Source organism: Paraburkholderia atlantica, assembly GCF_000092885.1.
Classification (GTDB): Bacteria; Pseudomonadota; Gammaproteobacteria; order Burkholderiales; family Burkholderiaceae; genus Paraburkholderia; species Paraburkholderia atlantica.
On record NC_014118.1, the window covers coordinates 797,807 to 820,423 of the forward strand.

Annotated in this window: 27 protein-coding genes and 1 pseudogene; 9 read left to right on the forward strand and 19 right to left on the reverse strand. The window is 65.3% G+C overall.

Features of this window, described 5'->3' with window-relative positions; genetic code table 11:
• Positions 1–43 precede the first annotated feature (43 nt).
• From BC1002_RS19640 to BC1002_RS19655, 5 genes are all read right to left on the reverse strand, one after another.
• A complete protein-coding gene (locus BC1002_RS19640) occupies positions 44–517 on the reverse strand; it encodes a ferritin-like domain-containing protein (protein ID WP_013091733.1) in 474 nt (157 codons plus the stop codon).
• Positions 518–553: 36 nt separating this feature from the next.
• Positions 554–2,635 carry a transketolase gene (gene tkt / locus BC1002_RS19645; RefSeq protein ID WP_013091734.1) on the reverse strand — a complete coding sequence of 694 codons (2,082 nt, stop codon included), beginning with the start codon at positions 2,633–2,635 and terminating at the stop codon, positions 554–556.
• A gap of 266 nt (positions 2,636–2,901) precedes the next feature.
• Positions 2,902–3,447 carry a cupin gene (locus tag BC1002_RS19650; RefSeq protein ID WP_013091735.1) on the reverse strand — a complete coding sequence of 182 codons (546 nt, stop codon included), beginning with the start codon at positions 3,445–3,447 and terminating at the stop codon, positions 2,902–2,904.
• Between the two features lie 52 nt (positions 3,448–3,499).
• A complete protein-coding gene (locus tag BC1002_RS38480; protein ID WP_013091736.1) occupies positions 3,500–3,676 on the reverse strand; it encodes a hypothetical protein in 177 nt (58 codons plus the stop codon).
• A gap of 61 nt (positions 3,677–3,737) precedes the next feature.
• A complete protein-coding gene (locus tag BC1002_RS19655; RefSeq protein ID WP_013091737.1) occupies positions 3,738–4,070 on the reverse strand; it encodes a hypothetical protein in 333 nt (110 codons plus the stop codon).
• 195 nt (positions 4,071–4,265) lie between these two features.
• On the opposite strand from BC1002_RS19655, the gene BC1002_RS19660 reads away from it, so the two are divergent.
• On the forward strand, positions 4,266–4,502 hold the full coding sequence (locus BC1002_RS19660; protein WP_013091738.1) for a hypothetical protein: 237 nt from the start codon (positions 4,266–4,268) through the stop codon (positions 4,500–4,502).
• Positions 4,503–4,553: 51 nt separating this feature from the next.
• Here the strand turns inward: BC1002_RS19660 and BC1002_RS19665 are convergent, their stop codons facing one another.
• On the reverse strand, positions 4,554–4,799 hold the full coding sequence (locus BC1002_RS19665) for a DUF6723 family protein (RefSeq protein WP_013091739.1): 246 nt from the start codon (positions 4,797–4,799) through the stop codon (positions 4,554–4,556).
• Between the two features lie 175 nt (positions 4,800–4,974).
• Here BC1002_RS19665 and BC1002_RS19670 point away from each other — a divergent pair, with 175 nt between their 5' ends.
• Entirely contained in the window at positions 4,975–5,265 is a 291-nt protein-coding gene (locus BC1002_RS19670) for a hypothetical protein (protein WP_013091740.1), read from the forward strand.
• 26 nt (positions 5,266–5,291) lie between these two features.
• Positions 5,292–5,762, forward strand: coding sequence for a cobaltochelatase CobT-related protein (locus tag BC1002_RS19675; protein ID WP_420798778.1), 471 nt, complete (start codon positions 5,292–5,294; stop codon positions 5,760–5,762).
• A 156-nt stretch (positions 5,763–5,918) separates the two neighbouring features.
• On the opposite strand, the gene BC1002_RS19680 is transcribed toward BC1002_RS19675, so the two are convergent.
• A complete protein-coding gene (locus BC1002_RS19680; protein ID WP_013091741.1) occupies positions 5,919–6,593 on the reverse strand; it encodes a MarC family protein in 675 nt (224 codons plus the stop codon).
• Positions 6,594–6,928: 335 nt separating this feature from the next.
• Here BC1002_RS19680 and BC1002_RS19685 point away from each other — a divergent pair, with 335 nt between their 5' ends.
• The 3 genes from BC1002_RS19685 to BC1002_RS19695 all read left to right on the forward strand — a co-directional run bounded on the left by BC1002_RS19685 (position 6,929) and on the right by BC1002_RS19695 (position 9,376).
• A complete protein-coding gene (locus BC1002_RS19685; protein ID WP_013091742.1) occupies positions 6,929–7,144 on the forward strand; it encodes a DUF3311 domain-containing protein in 216 nt (71 codons plus the stop codon).
• The gene (locus BC1002_RS19690) at positions 7,141–8,616 is read left to right on the forward strand and encodes a sodium:solute symporter family protein (protein WP_013091743.1); all 1,476 of its coding nucleotides are present in this window, start codon (positions 7,141–7,143) and stop codon (positions 8,614–8,616) included. Before BC1002_RS19685 ends, BC1002_RS19690 begins: the two co-directional genes overlap by 4 nt.
• A 109-nt stretch (positions 8,617–8,725) precedes the next feature.
• A complete protein-coding gene (locus tag BC1002_RS19695; RefSeq protein ID WP_013091744.1) occupies positions 8,726–9,376 on the forward strand; it encodes a glutathione S-transferase family protein in 651 nt (216 codons plus the stop codon).
• Between the two features lie 19 nt (positions 9,377–9,395).
• On the opposite strand, the gene BC1002_RS19700 is transcribed toward BC1002_RS19695, so the two are convergent.
• Together BC1002_RS19700 and BC1002_RS19705 are read right to left on the reverse strand one after the other, a co-directional pair.
• On the reverse strand, positions 9,396–10,592 hold the full coding sequence (locus BC1002_RS19700) for a GGDEF domain-containing protein (RefSeq protein WP_013091745.1): 1,197 nt from the start codon (positions 10,590–10,592) through the stop codon (positions 9,396–9,398).
• Positions 10,549–11,304 carry a hypothetical protein gene (locus tag BC1002_RS19705; protein ID WP_013091746.1) on the reverse strand — a complete coding sequence of 252 codons (756 nt, stop codon included), beginning with the start codon at positions 11,302–11,304 and terminating at the stop codon, positions 10,549–10,551. The genes BC1002_RS19700 and BC1002_RS19705 overlap by 44 nt, the downstream gene beginning before the upstream one ends.
• A 560-nt stretch (positions 11,305–11,864) precedes the next feature.
• Between BC1002_RS19705 and BC1002_RS19710 the strand changes: the two genes are divergently transcribed.
• Entirely contained in the window at positions 11,865–12,932 is a 1,068-nt protein-coding gene (locus tag BC1002_RS19710) for an aromatic acid exporter family protein (RefSeq protein WP_013091747.1), read from the forward strand.
• A gap of 38 nt (positions 12,933–12,970) precedes the next feature.
• On the opposite strand, the gene BC1002_RS19715 is transcribed toward BC1002_RS19710, so the two are convergent.
• From BC1002_RS19715 to BC1002_RS19735, 5 genes are all read right to left on the reverse strand, one after another.
• Entirely contained in the window at positions 12,971–13,372 is a 402-nt protein-coding gene (locus BC1002_RS19715) for a cupredoxin domain-containing protein (protein ID WP_013091748.1), read from the reverse strand.
• Between the two features lie 36 nt (positions 13,373–13,408).
• Entirely contained in the window at positions 13,409–14,353 is a 945-nt protein-coding gene (locus tag BC1002_RS19720; protein WP_013091749.1) for a metallophosphoesterase family protein, read from the reverse strand.
• A 172-nt stretch (positions 14,354–14,525) separates the two neighbouring features.
• Positions 14,526–15,485, reverse strand: a complete 960-nt coding sequence (locus BC1002_RS19725; RefSeq protein ID WP_013091750.1) for an aldo/keto reductase — start codon at positions 15,483–15,485, stop codon at positions 14,526–14,528.
• 49 nt (positions 15,486–15,534) lie between these two features.
• Entirely contained in the window at positions 15,535–16,149 is a 615-nt protein-coding gene (locus tag BC1002_RS19730; RefSeq protein ID WP_013091751.1) for an HAD family hydrolase, read from the reverse strand.
• 67 nt (positions 16,150–16,216) lie between these two features.
• Positions 16,217–17,392: an epoxide hydrolase family protein gene (locus BC1002_RS19735; protein ID WP_013091752.1), complete on the reverse strand. Its 1,176-nt coding sequence runs from the start codon at positions 17,390–17,392 to the stop codon at positions 16,217–16,219.
• A 118-nt stretch (positions 17,393–17,510) separates the two neighbouring features.
• On the opposite strand from BC1002_RS19735, the gene surE reads away from it, so the two are divergent.
• A complete protein-coding gene (surE, locus tag BC1002_RS19740; protein WP_013091753.1) occupies positions 17,511–18,290 on the forward strand; it encodes a 5'/3'-nucleotidase SurE in 780 nt (259 codons plus the stop codon).
• Positions 18,291–18,320: 30 nt separating this feature from the next.
• Here the strand turns inward: surE and BC1002_RS19745 are convergent, their stop codons facing one another.
• The 4 genes and pseudogenes from BC1002_RS19745 to BC1002_RS19760 form a co-directional block, all read right to left on the reverse strand.
• Positions 18,321–19,103 carry a DUF4148 domain-containing protein gene (locus BC1002_RS19745; protein WP_013091754.1) on the reverse strand — a complete coding sequence of 261 codons (783 nt, stop codon included), beginning with the start codon at positions 19,101–19,103 and terminating at the stop codon, positions 18,321–18,323.
• Between the two features lie 228 nt (positions 19,104–19,331).
• Positions 19,332–19,760: pseudogene (locus BC1002_RS19750) on the reverse strand (EamA family transporter); the annotation flags it as partial.
• A gap of 174 nt (positions 19,761–19,934) precedes the next feature.
• A complete protein-coding gene (locus tag BC1002_RS19755; protein ID WP_013091755.1) occupies positions 19,935–20,570 on the reverse strand; it encodes a carbonic anhydrase in 636 nt (211 codons plus the stop codon).
• 316 nt (positions 20,571–20,886) lie between these two features.
• Positions 20,887–21,162, reverse strand: a complete 276-nt coding sequence (locus tag BC1002_RS19760) for a DUF1488 family protein (protein ID WP_013091756.1) — start codon at positions 21,160–21,162, stop codon at positions 20,887–20,889.
• Between the two features lie 238 nt (positions 21,163–21,400).
• Here BC1002_RS19760 and BC1002_RS39395 point away from each other — a divergent pair, with 238 nt between their 5' ends.
• Positions 21,401–21,532, forward strand: a complete 132-nt coding sequence (locus BC1002_RS39395) for a hypothetical protein (RefSeq protein ID WP_274380065.1) — start codon at positions 21,401–21,403, stop codon at positions 21,530–21,532.
• A 337-nt stretch (positions 21,533–21,869) separates the two neighbouring features.
• Here BC1002_RS39395 and cobM read toward each other — a convergent pair whose 3' ends face one another.
• Positions 21,870–22,598, reverse strand: a complete 729-nt coding sequence (gene cobM / locus BC1002_RS19770) for a precorrin-4 C(11)-methyltransferase (RefSeq protein WP_013091757.1) — start codon at positions 22,596–22,598, stop codon at positions 21,870–21,872.
• Between the last annotated feature and the right edge of the window lie 19 nt (positions 22,599–22,617).

A 22,617-nucleotide genomic window follows, 5' to 3' on the forward strand; every position in this document is an offset into this window, starting at 1 on the left:
CCCCCTCCGCGATGCCCCGCTCATCACAGAGGGCCGTTCGCATTCAAGCCCGTGGCGCCTGCCGTTCTTCCGACGTCGTCATTTCCCCAGGGCGGCGCAACATCTTGTCCACTTCTCCCGCGTGCATCTCTTCGACGTGGATCATCTGACGGGCGAACTCCTCGAGTGCGACCGAGCGGTCTTCCACCAGCGCCAGCAGGTCGCGATACAACTGCAACGCGACATTCTCGGCTTGCAACGACTCGCGGAGGATCGAAGCGATATCGAAGGTATGCGAGTCGAGCAGAGGACCGATCGCCAGCGACGGATAGGCGCCCAGCGTGGTGATCCATTCGCCCGCCTGCTGTGCGTGCAACAACGATTCGTCCGCCTGAGCGCGCAACCACTCCCGGATCGGGATGCGTCCGAATCCGAAAACAAGCAACGAATAGTGCGTATATCGGACGACGCCGGCCAACTCGGATTCGAGAATCCGGTTCAGCACCGCAACCACGTCCTCCTTATTGATCTCGGCCATTTGAAATCTCCTTTCACTCAAACCGTCGCCGCACGCTCAAGCACCCTTCCCCTTCTTCACCCGCTCGATCTGCTGCTTCGCCGCCTGATACACCGCATCAGGCGTGAAACCGAACTTCTTCTTCAGATCCGCAATCGGCGCCGATGCGCCGAACGTGTGCATGACGACCTGCGCACCGAGCCGCCCCGTATACCGGTCCCAGCCGAGCGACGCAGCCTGCTCGACCGCGACGCGCGCCTCGACGTCCGCCGGCAGCACCGACTCCTGATACGCACCGTCCTCGCGCTCGAAGATGTCCCACGACGGCATCGACACGACGCGCGCCGCGATGCCCTCGCTCTTCAGCTTCTCGTACACGTCGGCGCAGATCGACAGCTCGCTGCCGGTCGCCATCAGGATCACCTCGGGCTTCTTGCCATCGGGCGCATCGGCGAGCACATACGCGCCGCGCTTGACGCCGCTCGCTGACGCATAGCGGCTGCGGTCGAGCGTCGGCAGCGGCTGGCGCGACACGACGATGCACGCGGGCCGGTGCGGCTGTGTCAGCGCGACCCGCCATGCCTCGGCCGCTTCGTTCGCGTCGCCGGGACGCAGCACCGTCAGGCCGGGCACACCGCGCAACGACGCGAGCTGCTCGATCGGCTGATGCGTCGGACCGTCTTCGCCGACGCCGATCGAATCGTGCGTGAACACATAGATGGCCGGCACTTCCATGATCGCGGACAGGCGGATCGGCGGCTTCATGTAGTCGCTGAAGATCAGGAACGTCGAGCCGTACGCGCGCAGATTCGATAGCGCGAGCCCGTTGACCACCGCGCCCATCACATGTTCACGAATGCCGAAGTGCAGATTGCGGCCGCCATAGCTATCCGCCTGGAAGCTGCCGGCGCCTTCGAACTTCAGGTTGGTTTTCGTCGACGGCGACAGGTCGGCCGCGCCGCCGATCATCCACGGCACGCGCGCGGCAATCGCATTGAGCACCTTGCCCGACGATTCGCGCGTCGCGATGCCCTTCGCGTCGGCGTCGAAGCTCGGGATGTCGCTGTCCCAGCCCTGCGGCAATTCGTGCGCCTGCATCTGCGCGAATTCGCGCGCGAGATCCGCGTACTGCTTTTTGTAGCTGTCGAACTTCGCCTGCCATTGTTCGCGCGCCGCCTTGCCGCGTGCGCCGATGCCTTGAGCGAAACGTTCGTGCACGCCCTCGGGGACGTAGAAGAACTTGTCCTCGGGCCAGCCGTAGAACTTCTTGGCCAGCGCAACTTCGTCGACGCCGAGCGCTTCGCCGTGCGCGGACGCGGTGTCCTGCTTGTGCGGCGCGCCCCAGCCGATGATGCTGTGAACCACGATCAAAGTCGGCCGGTCGGTCACGCTCTTCGCCTCGATGAGCGCCTTTTCGAACGCGGCGGTGTCGTTCGCATCGCCGACGTTCAGCGTGTGCCAGTTGTAGCCGTGAAAGCGGCTTGCCACATCATCGCTATACGCGAGGTCGGTATGGCCCTCGATCGTCACGCGGTTGCTGTCGTAAATCCAGATCAGGTTCGACAGCTTCAGATGCCCCGCGAGGGAGGCCGCCTCGTGCGAAATGCCTTCCATCATGTCGCCGTCGCCGCACAGCGCGTACACGCGGTAATCGAACAGCGGCGCGTCCGCGCGGTTGAAGTGGTTCTCGTACCAGCGCGCGGCCATCGCCATGCCGACGCTATTGCCGAGACCCTGGCCAAGCGGTCCCGTGGTGGTCTCGACGCCGGTCGTCATCCGGTACTCGGGGTGGCCCGGCGTATTGCTGTCGATCTGGCGGAAATGCTGGATGTCGTCGAGCGATACGGCCGGCGCGCCGGTCGGCTTGCCGTGTTCGTCGACGGCTTTCACGTTGGCCAGATGCAGCAGCGAATACAGCAGCATCGATGCATGCCCGACCGACAGCACGAAGCGGTCGCGATTCGGCCACAGCGGCTCGTCAGGGTCGTAACGCAGATGGTGTTGCCACAGGTGATACGCGATCGGCGCGAGCGCCATCGGCGTGCCGGGGTGGCCGGAATTGGCTTTCTGCACGGCGTCCATCGACAGCGTGCGGATCGTGTTGATGCACAACTGATCGAGGGCGGGATCGTTTTGCATGGGACGCTCCTTGTTCGGCAATTCGGGAGACGGCCGACGCACGACGCTGAGCGCGCGGACGGCTCGGCGCATCGTGTCGACATGGAAAACGCGCGCGTCCGGGCGTGTCGCCAGGGACGCGAAGCCGCACGTGGAACCGCACACGTGCCGACGTTACTGCCGAAAGCGCGCGGGAAAATCGCGGCGAAGCCCACAGATGATGCGCCTAACCGCGCAACTCTGCACGCCACGCCGCAGCAGACCGGCTGCTTCGCGAACGACGAAGTTCACGCCACCTGCAGCCAAAGCTCGACCACCGGACCATGCTTGCCGTCGATCGGATCGAGCGGCGGAAACGGCAGCGCCAGCATGTCGGTGAGTTCCTGCGGCGTCAGCGCTTCGCGGCGAATGTCCCACTGCTGCCCTAACGGATAGCCCGCCACCACCTGAAAATGCGGCTCGAACGATTGCAGACAATGGCCGGTGCCAGCCGGCAGCAGCAGCACGTCGCCCGCATGCAGCCTCACCACCCGCCCGCCCGGCCCGCCGACGATCACCTCGGCGCTTGCGTCGATCACGCCGAGAACCTCGTGCGCGGTCGCGTGGAAGTGATGGAAGTCGAAGATGCTGTTGCGCCACTGCGCGGGCCATGCATTGCGCTCGAACAGGATTTCGAACGCGGCGGCCAGATTGCCGCTGCCGGGCGACAGCGCGCGCCGGTACAACACGACCGGCAGCTTGCTGTTGTTCGGCACCCAGTCGTGCGGTTCCAGCATGAAAGCTTCGTATTCGGTCTGCGCGGCGTCGAAGCCGTGCTTTGACTCGTTGAACATGATTGCTCCTGGCTTGTGATGCGGTTGCCGCGAACCGGCGTCCGAACACCGGCTAGCCGCCGCCGATGCCTTGCAGCACCTTGCCTGTGCCGCCGCACACGGTGCAGCGAGCGCCGTCGACCTTGCCCGTGCCGTGGCAGGCGCGGCAAATGTCCTCGCCCGCGCCGGGTGTGTTGGGCGGCGCTTCGTCGCCGGGGTTCATCGTTTCGGTTGAATTGTCCGGTTGCATACGCTTTCTCCGGTTGGATGTTGACGGATTGGATGCACGGGCTGGCTCGCGACGCGTCGCGTCATTGCTCGCCCGGCTGCTTGCGATGCGATTCGCGCCCGCCGCCCCCTGGCGGTTCGGCGTGCTCGCCGGTGCCGAGCGGCACTTCGGCGCCGTGCCGCGGCCGCTCGCTCGAGCGGGGCGGATTGGTCGCTTTATCCACGCCGGTCTGCACGACCGGTTCGATGCCGAGCGGACTCGGCTCGACGTAGTGCGTGCCGCTCGGTTTGTTGCGGGCTTTGACTTCGTCGGACATCGCGGGCGCGGCGCGCTCTTCCGGCCGCGCGGACTGCTCGCCGGCCGGCGTCTCGCCCTGCTGCTGAGTGGTGGTGTTGGCCGATTGGGGATCTTGCATCACGCCCTCCTCGTTTGTTGCGCCATCGATGCGCGTCGTGACGCGCTATCTCGAACGGGCACCTGGTGAGTGCAGCAACATTCGAGCCTTGCCGATGAGGTCCGAGGGCAGCGCGACAGGCACGGCCATTGCGGACTCGGTGGCAGTACCACCGCACGTTCGCTTTGTAAAAAGGAGAACCCAAAGGAGAACCCCATGAGCATCACGACTATCCGCGTTTCCGATACCGAGGTACAGGTCGAGCGCACGCTGTACACGTTTGCGCAAAAGAGCGACGCCGATGCGTTCCAGAACTGCGTCGTCGACGGTCCGGTCGACACCTGCTATCGCGATCATCCGCCGCTGTCGGTACGTCCGACCGTGCCCGACGAACAGCCGGACGACCCCGCGCGTGGCAGCACGATTTCGCCGTCGCTCGGCGGTATGCCTTGATCGCGTTTGTACCTGTCGCGGAACCAGCAGCACTACACCGGCTGCGCGCGCTCAGCCTTCGGGCGCGGCGCGATCGGCCGCGACGATCTCGCGGCCATATGCAATCGCGGCACGCCGAGCTTCGTCGGCGGTCGCATAGGGGCCGATCTGCGGTGCGCCGTCGAACGGGAACAGAATCCGCCTGTCCGCTTTCCTCACCACCTTCAGTCCACCTATATATCGGCCGTCGCCTGTTCCGTGATAGCTGGCGAAGATCTCGAAGTCGTCGTCAGCAACGTCGGCCTTGTGTCGCGCCATATGCGTTCCTCGTCGTGTGCTTTCTGCGAGTGATGTCCAATGCGAGCCGGGCGCGCCCGGTCATCGCGATGCGGCGCGTGTGCGGGGTTTCAGCAAGTGACGTTCCACACAACGACACGCGTCGCCGTGCGGCACGCGCATTGCGCGTCTGAACGAAGACTTTGTGGAGACCCTGATGGATTTGCCTGACACGAGCCGGCAAGCGCCCCGTGCAATCGGCACATTCGACCTGAACGCAGCCACCCTGGCGCAGATGACGATGCGGTCGCTGCCGCTGCATCTGCACGTGCCGACGCCACCCGAGGTCGACCCCGAGATCCCGCCCAAGACGCCGCCGAACATCGACCCCGATCCGATCCCGGACGATCCGCTCGACGATCCCCACGAACCACCGGAAGGTGATCCACCTGCCGCGCCGCCGCCGTTGCACGCATCGCACCCGCGTGTGCCGTGCATCGCGGATTGAGTCCATGTCGAGACGGACAATATGGGGTGAAGGGACGCGACGTCGCGGTTACGTTGCTGGTCGACCGCAGCGGCTCGAAAGCCGGCCGCAAGATCGAACTCGCGCAGCTGTGCGCGAGCGCGCCGTGCGATGCGCTGACTCAGTTGTCGTTCGATTGCGAAGTGCTCCGCTACTGCCCGCTCGAATCCACGCCGATGAAGCAACTCTACGAGCGGCAACGCGCGGCCGGTGCGGATTTGCGGCGCTGCAACCGCTTCGTCGAGCGGCTCGATCTGAAGGTCTACAAGCGCTTCGGCGCGACCGACCTGAGCGGCATCGCCGACCTCGACTGCGGGCACGAGAACCCGGACGGCGAAGCGCTCGCCGATCATCCGGCCGGGCGCCGCATCCTGATGGTGTTTCCCGACGGCTATCCGTCGACCTGCGACGGCGACCCGAAGGTGTTGCGCAGCGACCTGCGCGAACGCGTCGCGGCGACCGCGAAGCGCGGCATCTAACTGGTGGGGATCGGCGTGCCGACCGATGCGGTCGAGGACTTCGATCCGCGCAACCTGGTGGTGAGCCGCCTCGCCGAATTGCCTTCGACGGTGTTCTCGCTGCTCGGTTCGATGCGGCTCACTCGTTGAGCATGGGTTGAGCGCAGCGACACGCTATTACGGGCTTGCCGCCCGCATCGTCGCGATCGGAGTCAGGAATTCCGATACGCCGGTCAGGATGATCTGCACGCCGATGCACAGCAGCAGGAAAGCCGACACCCGCAATGCGACCTTGGTGCCCTCGACGCCGAGATAGCGCGCCAACACGGTCGCGCGGCTATAGATCAGATATACGCAGACGGCCACGGCGAACGTGATCGCGACCGACGCGATGCTCGACATCACGAATGCCGACAGCTTGTGCGTGCGATTCGCGGACAGCGCGATCGCGGTCGCGATCGAGCCGGGCCCGGTGGTCAACGGCACGGTGAGTGGAAAGAACGCACGGGCCTTCGCGGTCTCGGCATCGACGCGCTTCACGTCCGTCTGCTCGGCCGGCGTGTCGGGCGCATTGAGCATCTGCCAGCCGCCGACGGCGAGCGCGAGCCCCCCGCCGATGCGCAACGCCTCCATCGAGATACCGAAGAAATGCAGGATCGGCGTGCCGATGAAGAACGCTACCAGCAGCACGCAGGCGGCGTTGATCGCAACCTTGCGGGCAAGCGCGTCGCGCTCGTCGAGCGTCAACGATGCGGTCCGATCCAAAAAAACGAATGCGCCGCCGAACGGATTGATGATGCTGATCATGCCGATGAAGCCAAACATAATGTCCGAGATCAGACTTTCGACCATGTGCGTGTCCGTGTGTCTACTTGTGCGGGTTCGCGCATGGGCGCGCTGCCGGTCAGGAAGCCGGCACGCATCACGCGGTCCGGAAAATGCTGCAATGCTCGCAGATCATATCGCGGCGCGCCAGTCGCCCTGCAAAAAAGCCGCGCGATACCTGGCGCGTCACGTCGCGTCCCGCTTTGCAGCGCAGCAATCGGTGCGGGAAAGATGAAATTGCAACGGTCGGAACCTTCACATTTATTTTGACCTACTTTACGGGAGCGAAGTATCAGGCATACAGTCTTCAGCGAAGCCGGAATTTCAACGACACATAACTACTAGTTCGAGGAGTTGCCCGCATGCTTCTTCGTGTACTTGCCGCGTTGCCGTTCATCGGCATTCTGGTCGGCGTTACGTTTGTCAATCGGGTCGAGCCCATCGTGCTCGGCATGCCGTTCGTGCTGGCCTGGATCGTCATGTGGGTGGTGTTGAGCGCGATCATCATGGCGATCGTCTACAACCTCGATCCGTCGAACCGGCGCGTCGCCGCCAATGGCGAGGAGGTTCGCCCATGAGCGCACTCGTCATCATCGCCGCCGTTACGCTATTCGCGCTATTCCTCGGCGTGCGCGCAAGGCGCGGCCACGACATGAGCCTCGAGCAATGGAGCGTCGGCGGCCGCAGTTTCGGCACCGCGTTCGTGTTCCTGCTGATGGCCGGCGAAATCTACACGACCTTTACGTTCCTCGGCGGCAGCGGCTTTGCGTACGGCAAGGGCGCGCCCGTCTACTACATCCTCGCGTACGGCACGCTCGCGTACATCCTGTCGTACTGGATGCTGCCGCCGATCTGGCGCTACGCGAAAACGCACCGCCTCGTGTCGCAGCCGCACTTCTTCACGCGCAAATACGAGAGCCCGGCACTCGGCACGCTGGTCGCTCTGGTCGGTGCGGCCGCGCTGATTCCGTATCTGGTGCTGCAGTTGAAGGGTCTCGGCATCATCGTCGCGACCGCGTCGTATGGCGTGATCTCGTCGACGGCGGCGATCTGGATCGGCGCGATCGTCGTGACCTCTTACGTGATCGTGTCGGGCGTGCGCGGCTCCGCGTGGAACTCGGTCGTCAAGGACCTGCTGATTCTCGCGATCGTGCTGTTCCTCGGCATCTATCTGCCGCTGCATTACTACGGCGGCTTCGCCGCGATGTTCCGCACCATCGACGCCGCCCGTCCCGGCTTCCTGACCTTCCCGGCGCACGGTTCGAGCGTCGTGTGGTTCCAGTCGACGGTGCTGTTGACCGCGCTCGGCTTCTTCATGTGGCCGCATACGTTCGGTTCGATCTTCACGGCGAAGGACGAGCGGATCTTCCGCCGCAACGCCGCGATCCTGCCGCTCTATCAGCTGATCCTGCTGTTCGTGTTCTTCGTCGGCTTCGCGGCGACGCTGCGCGTGCCGGGCCTGAAAGGCGCCGACATCGACCTGTCGCTGTTCCGCCTGTCGCTGCAGACGTTCGATCCGTGGTTCGTCGGGGTGATCGGCGCGGCCGGTATCCTGACCGCGCTGGTGCCCGGCTCGATGATCCTGACCTCGGCCTCGACGCTGCTCGCCAACGACGTCTATCGCGGCATGGTGAACCGCAACGCGTCGGATGCGTCGGTCGCGATGATCGCTCGTGTTCTGGTGCCGGTCGTGGCGCTGGTCGCGGTCTTCTTCACGCTGAACGGCGGCGAAACCATCGTCGCGCTGCTGCTGATGGGCTACAGCTTCGTTACGCAACTGTTCCCGGCCGTGATCTGCAGCCTGTTCCCGCACAACCGCGCGACCCGGCAAGGCGCGTTCTGCGGCATCATCGCGGGTGTCGCGGTGGTCACACTGACCACTACGCTGCACTGGAGCGTTGGGCAGCTGATGCCGTTCCTGCCCGAGGCGCTGAAGGACGTCAACATCGGCTTTCTCGCGCTTGCCGTGAATGTGATCGTGTTCGTGATCGTCAGCGCGGTGACGCAGCCGAGCGCGGCCGAGCAGGAGAAGCACGCGTCGGTGCATTGAAAGATAGCTACGCCTGATGCATCTGAAGGGGCTGTTCGCTTCGGCGACAGCCCCTTATTCTTTCGGTTCACGGTTCGACCGCTCATCCCTCGATCCCCGGAGCCCCGACATGTCCTACGTTCTCTACTACTCGCCCGGCGCGGCCAGCATGCCCGTGCACTGGATGCTGCTCGAAATGGGCGTGCCCTTCGAAGCGCGCCTCGTCGATATCGACGCGGGCCAGCAGCACGATCCCGAGTATCTGCGCTTGAACCCGGCTGGACGCGTGCCGACGCTGGTCGTCGATGGCGTGCCCCGGCATGAATCGGCTGCGCTGCTGATGCTGCTCGCCGAGCGTCACGCAGACGCCGGGCTCGCGCCCGCGCCCGGTACGCCCGCTCGCGGCGAATGGCTCGAATGGATGATCTACCTCGCGAACACGCTGCTGCCCGCGATGCGCGACTGGTTCTACGCCGCAAGCGACGGCGACCCGGCCGGCGCCAACGCGGTGCGCGCTCTCGCGCAACGCCGCATCGAAGCAGCGTGTGCGCGGCTCGACGCGCATTTCGCCGGTGGCCACGCGTACCTCGCGGGCGACAAGCTCAGCACCGCCGATCTGCTCGCGCTCGTGCTGATGCGCTGGACCCGCAACATGCCCCACCCGGCTACGGTGGGCTGGCCGCATCTCGCGGCCTATATCCGCAAGCTGCGCGCACGGCCGGCGTTCATCGAACTCAATGAGCGCGAGAAGCTGACGGAGTGGCGCAACGACGCTCAGTGACGCTCGACAGCCTCAAGCTTCACATCGTCGCTTCCCTGCCCGTCTGCGCCGCGAACGCGAAGCCGTTCTTGCCGTCGCGCTTGACCTGATACATCGCAGCATCGGCGGCGGCGATCAGACGGCGATGATCGTCGACGTCGTCCGGATAGCTCGCGATCCCCACGCTCGCCCGCACGCGGCCGATTCCCATCTGCTCGTCGGTCTCGACCACGCAGGCCATCAGCCGGCGCGCGATCTCGGCGAGCTCGTCATCGCCGGCGAAGGTGCGCACCAGCACCGCGAACTCGTCGCCGCCAATGCGCGCGACCAGATCCCCTTTGCGCACCGACGCGCGAAAGCGCGCGGACACCGCGGCGAGGAATTCGTCGCCGGTGCGATGCCCGAACGAATCGTTGACCTGCTTGAAGCCGTCGAGGTCGATATACAGCACGGCGAGGCGCTGCTCGACGGCCACGGTCCGCGCGATTTTGGCGGCGGCGTCGAGCGCAGCCAGCAGCTTGCGGCGGTTCGACAGGCCGGTCAGCGAATCGTGCAGCGACGCCAGCTCGAACTCGTGCGACTGCCCCGCGAGCTGGCGATTGCGCTTCGCGTACATGCCGAGCGCCGTGATCAGCATGCAGAACAGCAGCGCGGCGAGCGCGATCAGCGTGCGCGCGACGTGCGCGACCCGCAGCCGCACGTCGGCGCTCGACGCGTCGCGTTGCGCGCGCCAGTAGGCCGAGACGCTGCCCAGCACCGTCGCGACGGCTTCGGGCGTCGCCTGGGTCGGTGACATCGACGGTATGGGCGGCGCCGGCGACGGACTCGCGTTGACGAGCGCCGCGAGCGACGCGAAACGCCGCGCGAGTTCCGCGCGCGCCGCCTCATAGGCCGGCACGAAAGACGCGTCGTGACTCGCCGGAGTGTCGGCCATGCGCTTCCACGCGGCCAACTGTTCGCGCGCGCTGTCGACGCGCTCGGCGGCTTCGAGCACGAGGCCCGCGTACTCCTGCTTCAGCTGATCGGAGAACACCGTGCGGATCTGGATCGCCACATACAGCAGGCCGAACAGCAGACACAACAGCGCGGCCACGGCGACGCTCGCGGGCCCCGGCCGGAAGCGCCACACCGGCCCGCGCGCGTGTGCGGCGCCGCGCAGTCCGGCTTGCCCTGCTGACCCGGCGACCGCGTGCTCAGGGATGGGAGTACGGATCTTGTTGCTGTCGGCCGTTGTCATGTTGACGATAGCTCACGCGTCGAAAGAACTGTCCGATCCGCGCAAACAGACCGCCCCTGTGCTGCGACGACGCGCGCCGCTCCTGCTGCGCGACGCGCGTTTCTTTCGTGTCGTGACCGCCCGCGGGCTTCGCGGTCGAATTGGCGACGTGCCGCGTCGAGCGCGGCGGTGGCGTGGGAACAATCGGGGCCGTGGGTGGATTGGTCGACAGATCCGCCGACAGGTCCGCCGATGTATCGACCGGCGTATCGGCCAGCGCGGCGGTGAGATTCGGCTCAGGCGTACTCGGGTGGATCTGACCGGACCACACGGCCGGGTTGGTGTCCTCGAAGCCGCCGTTCGCGCCGGCCGTTGTGAGCGCGACGTCTGAGGCGGTGGGCTGCGTGGCCGACTGCGCGATGGCGGGCGTGGCGGCCTCCTGCGGCGCGTGCGCGACGGCCACCGTCGGCACCGCGGGCGCCGACGAACCGAGCGCCTGACGTGCGCCCGCAATGGCATCCGCGTAGGTCTGCTGATCCTGGTTGAACCAGACGCCGTAGGCGACGGTGCCCATCACGCCGAAGGTCAGCGCACCGGCCGCCGCGAGGCACAGCGCGAGGCGGCCGAAGCGCGGCGGCGGCACGCCCGATTCGTCGGTGCCGTCGGGTTCGAAGGAGGAACGGCCGTCCGTTGTGGAATCACGCAAGTCGGTATCGTCGGGATCGGTAGCCATCGCAATACGCTCCGGGTATGCCACTTCCTGCTGACAAGCTGGCGCACTGACGAGTCGCCGCGTAAGCCGCGCTCGCTGGCTGCCGCCGCACGCAATGCTCAATGAATGTAATCCTGTCGCGAACGCCCGACAACACAGCAGCGTTGCGTTTCCGCCTCGCTTCCAGGGTGCATCAGACGACGCCTCCAGACACCGCATGAGTTGGCAAAAAAACGTGCAAATTTGGTAAAAACTCCAACCTCGCTACCAGCGCCACAGCCAGCCCCGCGCCTGCCGTCACCGCGACGCCCGATGCGACGCGGGTCCGCGAAACGCGCCAACGCGGTCGCCGTTTCGCACGCAACATCCGGGCCTGATGGCGCACCGATGCCCGACACCCGGAGCATTGCTTGAAACCCGCGTGGGAGTAAGCGGCGCGCCTCGGGCAGTATTCCGCGAACCTGGTACCGCGCGAATTCCCGAATCCGTCCGCGCGTGGTGGTAAGGTCACCTGCGCATGTCGCGAACGCGCGCCGTGCCGCACGGTGCCCGGCCCTACGTCATCGGTCAGCATAAAAATCATGTCGAACAGGTATCAGCACAAGCCCCTCACGCCGTGGCACCGCGCGCTCGCGCGCTTCTCTCTTTCGGAAACCGCCAAATACACGAAGCTGACGCTCGGCCTGTGGATCGGTTTCGGCATCCCGTACCTGCTCGGTTTTCCCGACGCGGCCGTGCCGCTCGCCGGTTCGACGATGCTGACGCTGGCGCTCGGTAGCTCGATTTCGGCGGCGCGAAGCTACTTCTACAAGCGGGTTTTTTCCAACGTGGTGGCGATGCCGATCGGCACGCTGCTGATCTGGCTGACCGCGCCGCACCTGTGGATGGGCGCGGCGCTGCTGCCGCTCGTGATCTTCAGCATCGTCGCGCTGCGGCCGTCGCTGTTCCAGATGACCAGCATCACGGTGCCGATCACGCTCGTGCTGTATACCGGCGAACATCTGCCACTGCTCGAACAGCGCCTGATTGGCGTGGTGCTGGGCATGTTCCTCGGCTTCGTGATCCAGCAGATCGCGTTTCCGCCCGATCACGGCTACTGGGCGAATACGCTCGTCAACGACGGCAACGAACAGGCCACCGACGTCGTCGCGCAACTGGCCGCGGGTCAGCTCGACAAAGCGCGGATCAAGCCGGCGGCCTCGAAGCTGCGCACACTGAGCACGAACCTGAAGCAGGCGCACCTGCTGCTGAAGACCGACCTCGAGCAGGCGTGGGTGTCGCCGCATCTGAAGCGCAACGCGGCAAGGCTGCCGGTGTTCGCGTGCTATCAGGAGACTTTCGATTCGCTGGTCAACTTTCTCGAAACGATGGACACGTTTCACGATCAGTTCGCCGCGCTCGATGCCGCGTGGCGCGAAATGTTTCTCGCGCGGCTCGCGCGCCTCGTCAACGCTCACCGGCAGCTGGCCGAGGCGGCGGACCTGCGCGTCGAGCGTCCGGCGCTCGACGCCCCGCCTCTGCATATGGAGGACCTGCGTCAGCTGACCGAGGACCTGCCTGCGTCGAACGTGTTTACGCGCGTGTACCTCGGGCATCTGACCGGCTACGGGATTCTGCTATGCCGGTTGAGCGAGCTGCATACCGCGTGAGCGGCGCGGGTTGCCCGATTCACCGCTCATTGCACGGCTCATTGCACGGTGATAGTGGCCCGCATATTCGGATGGATGCCGCAGAAGATCTTGTACACGCCCGGTTTATCGAACTTGAATTGATAGGTGTCGTCCTGATCGAGCGCGGCCGAGCGGAACAGGCCCGCATCGTTGACCACGGTGTGCGGCTCGCCGTCGAGATTTTTCCATGTGACCGTCGTGCCCGCCTTGACGGTCAGCTCCGTCGGCGTGAAATTAAAATTCTTCATGAACATCGCGTTAGGCGTCGACGCAACGGTCTGAGGCTGCGCCGCCTTCATCGGCATCTGCATCTGCATCGGCATGGTGGTTTGCGCGAAGCCGAGCCCCGCCGACATCGCCAGAATCGCGGCACTGCCGAGCGCAACTGCGAGTGCCCGGCCCTTCAGGTTGGTTGGCATCATTGATCTCCTCGAGCTTAAAAGTAGCGCTTGCCGTCAGGCGAGCGTCGTGTCGTCGAGCGTCGCCTTCAGCGGATGACGCGCGATGCTGACGCTCGTCACGCCGAGCATCTTCGGCAACTGGTCGCTCGCGACCTTCAGCGGCCCCGGGCCTTCGCCCTGGCCGGCGGTCGGTTGCGGATAGGCGGTCGAGCGGGCGGTATGGAACGTCACGTTGCCTTCGACCTTCGTCACGATCTGATGAATGTGACCGTTCAGCACCGTCACCGAACCGAAGCGCTTCAGATAGTTCATCGCCTGTCCGGCGTCGCCGGTGCCCCAACCCCACGGCTCGTAGATCGTCCACATCGGCATATGCGCGAACACGACGACCGGGGTGCTCGACGCGCGGCCTTTCAGATCGTTTTCGAGCCACTCGAGCTGCTCGCCGCCGAGACCGCCGAGGCCGTTCGGCTTGAAATTCATCACGTTGACGAGGCCGACGAAATGCACGCCCTGGTGGTCGAAACTGTAATAGCCGCGGTTATCCGACGCCTTGCCGAAGCGGCTGAAGTACTCGGTGCCGGGGCCATCGGTGACGTCATGCTCGCCGGGGACCGTGTGCAGCTCGGTGATCTTCAGTCCCGACATCAACTGCGCGGCCAGATCGAATTCCGCGGGCTTCGACAGGTGCGTGATGTCGCCGGTGTGAATCGCGAGCGGCGGACGTGACGGCATCGCGTTGACGTAGTCGATCGTCTGTTTCAGCGTGCCCGCGACGTCGGGATTCGCTTCCTTGTTGAAGCCGATATGCGTGTCGCTGATCTGCAGGAAAAGCGGCGTGCCCGCCGCTGGCGTCGCGGTTTTCGCGTCGGCCGCGAGCGCGAGTTCGACCGGCGTCAGCACACCGCCCGACAGCATGAACACGGTGCCCAGGCCACCGAACGCAAGACACTTCAGCGCGCCGCGACGCGCCGGATCGAATGAATGTTGTGACGACATGATGACCTCACGATAGGGATTCGTCGAACCGAACCCGGTTCGTGAGGCATGACTGTCGTGTGGCGGGTTTTATTCCCGCGTCGTGCGGCGTTTGTGGAAGGCGGCGCGTGTATGCGAACAGAAAGCGGCCAGTAAACGCCGTGATGGATTGCACGTTGGATTGAACATTGCGTCAGCCGCCGACCGCCGCGATGATCCGCGCGCGCATCGCGGCGTCGGGCAACGGTCCCGATCTCGCGCGCACGTTGTCCGCCATGTATTGCGGCCGCCCGGTGCCGGGAATCACGACCGTCACCGCCGGCTGCGCGAGCACGAATTTCAACAGGACCTGCGCCCAGCTCGTGCAGCCGATTTCGGCGGCCCATGCGGGCAACGGCGTTTTCATCACGCGCGCGAGCAATCCACCGCCGCCGAACGGCTGATTGATCACGACGCCGATGCCGAGTTCGGCGGCGAGCGGCAGGATGCGTTGCTCGGCCGCGCGATCGTCGGCGGCGTAGTTGATCTGCACGAAGTCGGGCTTCTCGCTGCGCATCACCGCCGCGACCTGGTCGAACGCGCTCGATGTGTAATGCGTGATGCCGAGATAGCGAATCCGGCCGCGCGCCTTCCAGTCGCGCAACGTCGCGAGCTGCGTGCGCCAGTCGAGCAGATTGTGGATCTGCATCAGATCGACATGCGGCTGCTGAAAACGCCGCAGCGATTCCTCCATCTGCGCGATGCCGGCTTCGCGTCCCTCGGTCCAGACCTTGGTGGCGACGAAGGCCTTGCGATGCGCGTCGAGCTGCGTGAGCAGCGCGCCCGCGACCGCTTCCGACGAACCGTACATCGGCGATGAATCGATCACCGAGCCGCCCGCTTCGAACAGGATGCGCAGCACGTCGGCGAGTTGCGCACGCGCGGCGGCATCGTCGCCGACGTCGAAGGTGCGCCACGTGCCGCAGCCGATCACGGGCAGCGCTTCGCCGGTGGACGGGATCGCGCGGCGGTTCATGCGGGGTAAGGTGGTATTGGGTTGCGCCGGTTTGTTGGTTTGCCCGGACGTGACGCGCGACAACGCGAGTGTTGCCGGTAATCCGAGCGCCGCGCGCAGAAGGCGGCGGCGGTGAGCGTGGTCCGGAGAAAATGCCATAGCGGGTACGGTGCCATCGTGCATGGGAGTTCGATCGTGATCGCAGCGGCTATAGCACACCCCGCCTCGCGAATTCGACAGCCAGACCATCCGCGTCGACGAACCGGTAGCCCTGCAAACCAGCCGCGAGCGCGCCGTCCACGTTGGCCTCGCTGTCGTCGATGAACAGCGTGTCCGTTGCGGCCGCGCCGAGCCGTTCGACGCAGCGCAGATAGGTTTGCGTGGCGGGCTTCGCCGCGCCGAACGCCGCCGACGAATAGACGTGCGCCCCGAACAGCCGCGCCACGGGCGGATTCAGATAAGCGATGTGATCGGTCAGTAGGCGGCAGTTGTTCGTCAGTATCGCGATGCGGCAACGCTGCGCCGCGCGCGACGCCAGCGCGAGCGCCGCTTCGTTTGGCGTGATCGACGCGAGCCGTGCGTCGAGCCATTCGGCGCGGCTCACCGGATAACCGAGCAGCGCGCCGAGTTCGCGCAGATATTCGTCGTCGCTGATTTCGCCGCCATCGGCGCGCGCCTCGAGTCCCGAGCCCCAGATCGCATGACGCACGGTCTCTTCCGTGCAGCCCGCGATCGCCGCGAGACGCTCGACACGCGCGGCGCGGTCGTAGTGCGACAGCACACCTTCCAGGTCGAACAGAAGCAGCGTGACGGGTGCGCTCATGCTGTCGGTCTCGCGGGTTGAATATTGAGCCATGCACCATGCGCCCTTTGCGCGTTACGCTCCGGGCTTAACGTGTTTTCTGCCGCAACGGCCTGAAGAACTTCCGAATTTCGGCCGCCAGCAAGTCGGGCTTTTCCATCGCCGCGAAGTGCCCGCCGGCCGGCATTTCGCTCCACTGCACGACGTTGAAGGTTCGTTCGAGCCAACTGCGCGGCGGATGATTGATCTCCTTCGGAAACAGCGCGAAGCCGACTGGCGTGTCGATGCGCTCGCCGTCGGAGAAACGCATCGGCTGCAGGCGGTTTTCCCAATACATCTGCATCGCCGGGCCGATGCACTGCGTGAACCAGTACAACGAGATATTGGTCAGCAGCTCGTCCTGCGAGAACACGCTTTCGACGTCGCCGCCGCAATCGCTCCACGCGCGAAACTTTTCGCCGATCCATGCGGCGAGCCCCACCGGCGAATCGTTCAGCGACGCGGCGACGGTCAGCGGTTTGGTGCTGTGCTGATGCGCGTAGCCGCCTTCGAGTGCGGCCCAGTCGTTCTTCTCGCGCAGATAGTCCCGCTCGGCCGGGGTCAGCTCCCGCTGCGCCGCGCCGATCGCCGGCTCGTAGGAACTCGGCAGGAAGTTCAGGTGGATGCCGTCGACCACCCGCGGATGATGCGCGGCCAACGCGATCGACACGCCCGCGCCAAGATCGCCGCCCTGCGCGCCGAAGCGCTCGTAGCCGAGCCCCCGCATCAGCGACACCCACAGGTCCGCGACCTGGAACGCGGACATGCCGGCCTGCGCGGGCGCAGGCGAAAACGCGAAGCCCGGCAGCGACGGCGTGACGACGTCGAAGGCGTCGGCGGGATCGGCGCCGAACGCGGCCGGGTCGCACAACTGATCGAGCAGCGCGTGAAACTCGAAGAACGAACCGGGCCACCCATGCGTGATCACGAGCGGATAAGCCTGGAAGCCCGGCGTAACGCTCGCGGCGCGCCGATGCGCGAAGTGCACGGTCTGGCCGTTCACGTCGGCGAGAAATTGCGGCAGCTGGTTCAACTTGCGTTCGGCCGCGCGCCAGTCGAATTGCCCGGCCCAATAGGTCGCGAGTTCGCGCAGCCAGGCCGGGTCGACGCCCTGCTGCCATGCGGGCGCGGGCGTCGCGGGCGCCCAGCGGGTGGCACGGATGCGGCGGCGCAGATCGTCGATGTCCTGATCGGCGATCGCAATTTCAAACGGGTCAATCTGCATGGCGGGGCGTCCTGGGTCGGTTGGCGGCTCCCCGTCATCGTACGCGCGTCGAATGAAAGCCGGATAATGGGCGTCCTTTCCATCCGATTCATTGACCGACCCACAGGAGATTGACGCGATGTCCGCTTACGAATCCAAGGTGCCGCGAGTGCTGCTGACGAACGACGACGGTATCGACGCGCCCGGCCTCGCCGTGCTCGAAGCGGTCGCCGGCGAGCTCGCGCACGAAGTCTGGGTGGTCGCGCCCGAGCACGACCAGAGCGGTACGTCGCATTCGATCAGCCTGCATTCGCCGCTGCGCGTGAGCCGCCAGGGCGAACGCCGTTTCGGCGTCACCGGCACGCCCGGCGATTGCGTCGTGATGGGCGTGCGTCATCTGATGCGCGAGGCGCCGCCGTCGCTGGTGCTGTCCGGCGTCAATCGCGGCGGCAACCTCGGCATCGAAACGATGTTCTCGGGCACGGTCGGCGCGGCGATGACGGGTCTGCTGCTCGGGCTGCCGTCGTTCGCGCTGAGCCAGGTGTTCACCGATCGCGAGCGCGTGCGCTGGGACACCGCGCGCACGCTCGCGCCCGGCGTAATCCGTCAGTTGCTCGCGATCGAGCATGCGGCGCCGACCTGCCTGAACATCAACTTCCCGGACGTCGATGCCGCCGACGCCGGTCCGCTGACGCCGACGCGCCAGGGCGTCGGGCTCGTCAGGGACATCGAGGTGCTGCCGGAAGTCGATCCGCGCGGCATCGCTTATCACTGGCTGCGCTTCGATCGCGGCCCGCGCGAAAACGATGCCGACAGCGAAACGGCTACAGTGGCGGCGGGTCGCGTATCGGTCACGCCGCTTGCGTTCGATCGCACCGACGAAACCACCTTCGCGCGGCTCGCCGCGTCGTTGATCTAACGGTTGGCCGGGACGCGGCGCGACGCCTTTTCAATGCGCCCCTGGTCCCAGGGGTCCGGGTCTGCCGAACGCGGGCATCGTCCCGTTCTCGCGCGCGCGCACCAGTTCGGCCTCGACCTCGGCGCGGGTTTTGGGGCCGCTGTTGGCAACCGCTTGAGTTGCGGCCTGGCTGCTCTGCCCCGCGCGCGGCATCGACCATGCCGATTCGACGCCTTGCGTTGCATATTGCGCCTCCGGCACCGCGCTAGTCGCTTTCTTCCCAGAGCGCTCGGCAGTCGAACTTTTCCGGTGGCTGCCGCCCCGCGCATGATTACCCGATGCCGTTCCAACGCTTTGCGCTGAGCGCGGTTTCGTCGGGGTGCCCGACGCAACGCGGCTATGGTGTGCGTGCCCGGTCTTTGCCGCCGGCGGCGCCTTGGTCCGGTTCGAAGTGACCGCAGGCTGCGGCGGCAAACTCGTCGGCTGCGGCTGCGGCTGTACCTGCGGTTGCGGCTTGTTCGACTCCCGCGCGAACTGCAGCGCCGCGATGGCCAGAGCGTCGCCCGCCTGCGCTCCGATCGACGCGGCCGGTTTAGACCGCAACGCAGTCACGTCGTCGCGCAGCGCATGGTGCCGCGTTGCCGCCGCGCCGCCCGGACCCTCGCTCAGTCCCGCCGCCGCGTCCGTTGCGCTGGTGCCCCGTCCGCCATTGGCGACGAGGCTCACGTCCTGGCCGGACGACCAGTCGTTGTCGAGCTGCGATACGTAGGCCCCAATCGTCACCGCGCCGAAGACGAGGCCCGTCAACACGATCATTCTCGGTTCGCTATACAAGGCACGCTCTCCATTCCGACAGATCCACGACCCATTAGTCAGTGTGGGCGATCCGAATCAGAGTGTTTTCCTTTTAGACCCAACAACTGACGAATCGGCGGATCTGGTCGTGGATGTGTCCGAAACTGACAGGTATTCTTCTGTTCAAACGGGCCCTTTAATCGGAGTCCCAAAGCAACTTTTCCAGCGCCCTTCACGACCCTGTTTTCGGCGCGACGCGAAGACGCCTCAGACGAGCGGCCCCTCTTCAGGCTTGCGGCGCATCGCGACGGCAACCGAACTGCCGACGATCAACGCGATACCGGCCATCGATATCCCACCGATCGTCTCGCCCCACACCAGGTAGCCGAACAGCGCGGCCCACACGATGCTCGTGTAGTTGTACGGCGCGAGCGCGCCGGCATCGGCATCGCGAAACGCCATCGTCATCAGCAACTGTCCCGCCGTCGCGAGCGCGCCGAGCAGCGCCACGATCGCGAGCGCGTCGAACGACGGTGTGCCCCACGCGAAGACCAGCGACGCGCCCATCACCGCAGTGCCGACCAGCGTCAAGTACGGCACCGTCGTCCCCGAATCGTCGCTGGCCTTGATGCGCTTGATCTGGATGATCGACCGCGCACCGCACAACGCACTCGTGATCAATAGCGCCGGGCCGAGATGATTGTGCCGGGCGGCGCAGTGGGATCAAAGCCGCGCCGCAGCGCCGGCCAACTCCAAAAAGCAAACGCGGCGCAGCGGAAAAATCCGTTGCGCCGCGTTCGTTCTATGCGAGCCTTTTAGCAAGTTAGGGCAGTTAATTTTTCAAACCAAAAGCCCGCCTTAAATGCCGCTTCATCCCGCATAAATTTCCGGATTATCCGCAAGCGGCAAAAAATTACCGGTCTGTCCATCGAGCGCGAGCATTTCGCCGCTTTCGATATTGAAGATCCAGCCATGCAGCCGCAGCGTCTTGTTCACGAGCCCGACCGCCACCGACGGATGCGTGCGGATATTGGCAAGCTGCGCGATCACGTTGTCCTTGACCAGCGCCGACAGACGCTCCGCATCCGAGCAATAGTGACGCGACGCGTTGATCGCTTTGGCCGCATCCGCGTGACGCAGCCAGCTCGCTACCGCCGGCATGTGCTCCAGATTCGTGCAGGACGAGATCGCCGTCATCGCGCCGCAGTTCGAATGGCCGCAGATCACGATGTCGGTCACGCCGAGCACGGCGATCGCGTATTCGACGGTCGCCGACACGCCGCCCGGCTCCGGGCCGTACGACGGCACGATGTTGCCCGCGTTGCGGATCACGAACAGCGACCCCGGCTCGGTCTGCGTCAGCAGTTCCGGCACTACGCGGCTGTCCGAACAGGTCACGAAGAGCGTGCTGGGATTTTGCGCGGTCGATAAACGCTTGAAGAGCGCGCTTTGCTGTGGAAAGACCTCGCGTTGAAAGCGGATCAGACCTTCGATGATTTCCTGCACGATTTTCTCCAGAGAATCGAAGAGACGGATTTAAAGTTTGCCGCGACTATACCGCAGCCTTTCAATCGTCGCGCGAATCACCGTGCTAATCGTCGGACGCTCCAGCGGCAAATTGCCAGCCTGATAATGGTGTGCCTGGACGCGCCATAAAAAAAGACCCGGCTGCCGGCAGCCGGGTCCAACTCTCTCGCTCACACGCATGAAGCAATGTGTGCGTCGATACTGTAGCCGCGCCGGCGGCGCGGATATAGTCGCCGCGGTGGAAGAGTCCTTTCCACCGCGGCGCGAATCAGTTGACCACGAGCAAGCGGGCTGCTCAATCGAAGTCGCGCGTCTCGAGTTCCACGGACCGTCCCCCGTTTCGTTCGAGCACCCGCCGCGTAGCATTTTCAATGCGGGCGCGGTTCGCCTCGAACGTTCCCACCAGATCATGAGCGGACGGGGCGCCGTTGCCGAGACTGCCGTTGCCAAAATGGTCGTTGAGCGCGTCGAGCGACACGCTGCACCATACGTCCTTCCCGTCCACATTGGCCTCGTAGGCGACGCGCGCAGCAGCCACCACTTCCCGCCGTCCGGTGAATTCGATCCTCATGATTGTCCTCCGTGTGTCAAAGGGAAATCCGAATACGCAACGCTCGTGCCCATACCGGCCGGTTGGCCGGCTGCCCGGGCGCGAGCACGCATTCCGCGCAAGGTGCATGCTCCTGAGCGGCCGTCATGCGCGGCCGCGCCGATGCGCCGCAGCAAGGCCTCCTCCGGGCCGTCGACGCAGTCGACATACCGATACTACGCCCTTCATCTCCCGCAATACTCAATCTTCACGCCCGCTCGTGATCGCCGCCGTGATGGCGTCGATGGCGATGGTCGCGATCGAAGCGACCATCGTGTCGACCGCGATGCCGCAGATCGTTTCGCAACTCCGCGACCTGCGTCGCGACCGGGCCGTCATGGCGAAGGCATAGCACGTCGAGCGGCGCGAGTTCGGCGACTTCGACGGATGGTAATGCGGGGGTGTTTTGGTTTTCAGCGTATTCGTCACGCTTCGCGATGCGCGCTTGCGCCGTGCGCCGCGCTCGCGCCGAAGCCGCCGGATTCGCCACCAGATGCCGCTGCCGCATCCTGAATTCGCTCGGCGATACACCAGTGAAATCGCGAAACGCACGCGCGAAATTTCGCGCTTTGACTGCTTCGCGCTTTCGCGTTTTGCCAGGAACCAGGCGGCCAGGCTCGCGCGCTGCGTCACATTATGATCGACGACCCACGCCGCTTTCCGACACCCGAAAGGCTTTTACGGCAGCGTCAACTGCCGTTCCCATACAGCGTCGAATCGGCGAATCCTTCGGCGGCCAGCACCTGACCGACCAGAATCAGCGCGGTGCGCTCGATCGCGCTGCCCCGCACTTTCGCGACGATATCGTCGAGCGTGCCGGTGATCTTTTCCTCGTCGGGCCAGCTCGCGCGATAGATCACCGCGATCGGACACGTGCCGCCGTAATGCGGCCGCAATTCATCGACGATGCGTGCGAGATGCCGCACGCCGAGGTGAACCGCCAGCGTCGCGCGATGCCGCGCGAGATCGGCCAGCTGCTCGCCTTCGGGCATCGACGTCTTGCTCGCGTAGCGCGTGAGGATCAGCGTCTGCGACACGCCGGGCAGCGTCAGCTCGCAGCCGAGCGCCGCCGCGCATGCGGCCGTCGCTGTCACGCCGGGTACGATTTCGTAAGGAATGTCCAACTCGCGCAAGCGGCGGATCTGCTCGCCGATTGCACCGTACAGCGACGGATCGCCCGAATGCACGCGCGCGACATGCTGGCCCTTCGCGTGCGCCGCCGCGAGCAGCGCGACGATCTGGTCGAGATCGAGTTCGGCGGTGTTGATCACCAGTTCGGCGCTATGACCTTCGAGCACCGCCGCCGGCACCAGCGACCCCGCATACAGAATCACCGGAGAACTGCGCACGAGACGCTGCCCTTTCACCGTGATCAGTTCGGGGTCGCCCGGGCCCGCGCCGATAAAAAACACTGTCATTCAGTACTCCAGTTATTGC